Origin of the sequence: Moorena sp. SIO3B2 (genome assembly GCF_010692525.1) — a bacterium.
Classification (GTDB): domain Bacteria; phylum Cyanobacteriota; class Cyanobacteriia; order Cyanobacteriales; family Coleofasciculaceae; genus Moorena; species Moorena producens.
In genome coordinates this window covers 23001-24325 of record NZ_JAAHHE010000086.1, presented here as the reverse complement: position 1 = coordinate 24325, position 1325 = coordinate 23001, and the positions used below count along the sequence as shown (strand labels likewise).

General features: G+C 44.2%; 2 protein-coding genes. Both read right to left on the bottom strand.

All coding sequences use genetic code 11. The features are described 5' to 3' along the window. Window positions 1–180 (bottom strand): DUF433 domain-containing protein (locus tag F6K38_RS18925; RefSeq protein ID WP_287357135.1); only part of this gene is annotated, 180 nt, incomplete at its 3' end. A 130-nt stretch (window positions 181–310) separates the two neighbouring features. Next, a partial coding sequence (gene ovoA / locus F6K38_RS18920) for a 5-histidylcysteine sulfoxide synthase (RefSeq protein ID WP_287357133.1) occupies window positions 311–1325 on the bottom strand: 1015 nt, incomplete at its 5' end.

Sequence of the window (1325 nt, the reverse complement as noted above, 5' to 3'; positions counted from 1 at the left end):
AGCAAGACAGGCTTTGATGTCTTCGGACGTTAGTTCAGAAAAATCTTCTAGAATTTCTGCTTCTGTCATTCCCCCGGCCAGATATTCTAAAATGTCGTAGACGGTAATGCGCATGCCTCTGATGCAGGGTTTACCACTGCGTTTTCCAGGCTCGATGGTGATGATGTGGCGATAGTCCATAGTTTGTTAGTCTTGTGTTATTTAACTCAATGTTAAAAGAAGTCCCACAGCTCCGGTGTTGATAGCTGATAGCACCTCAAGTAGCATCTCAAGTAGCGCATATGCTTACACCTTTTTTTACAACAAAAAGCTATGAAGCAGCAATTCTAAACCCAGCATGTTGGTAGAAGTAGGGACGGAACCAGTTACGATAGAATGTGGATGCTTCTGTTCCAGTAGTCACCCAAGCACCACCAAGCATCATGTTATGTTGGGTATCAAAAAACGGAGCAGAATAATCTTCATAGAGCCGATGGGGCTTGAATCCTGGTAGCGGCTTGAAGTCATCACTCAGCCACTCCCATACATTCCCCCGCAGGTCATAGAGTCCAGTAGGACTTTTAGCAGTTTCTAACATACCCACTGGGCTAGGTGAGCCAAACTTGAGATTTAGATTGTAATCCTCTATCCCAAAGGGGTCTTGCTGGAAATTTGTGCTACTTTCATCAAGCTCAGCAGTGGCAATATTCCACTCTGCTTCACTCATCAAACGAATCCCTTTACCCTTCCAACGACAGTAAGCCATGGCTTCATGATGATTCACTTCAACGGGCCAATCGAGAGGTAGGTCAATCTCGTCAAACAGCGCTCGATAATTGTAGCCACAGTTGTCGCCACCATTGCTAGGTATCCAGAATTTAGGGTGCTTAATATTATAGGTTGTCTTCCAAATCCAGGATTCTTTATCCCAGTAATCTGGATTATCGTAGCCATTATCATTGACAAACTCCAGAAATTCTCCGTTGGTAATCAGATACTGACTGGCTAAAAACGGTTTAACCTCTACCGAACGATTGCCATATTCACTATCCCAGCCATAGATAGGATAATCCTCTGGTTTACCAAGTGCTACCGAACCCCCAGAAACTTTGAGCATTTCATTCTTGGAAACCTTGCCATTAGAAACAGCATAATTCCAGCTGTCAGGACGTTCAAGCCGCTCTACAGGCAGTTGTCGGATCAGCATCGAAGAGGTTTCAAAGTGGATGCGACTGTGTTCAATTCCCATCATCAGCGCCCAAAGAGGATGATTTTGATGAATTGGCAGATTCAGAGGAGTCTTTTCGATAGTTTCTATAACCACCCCATACACTTGATCTCGATAC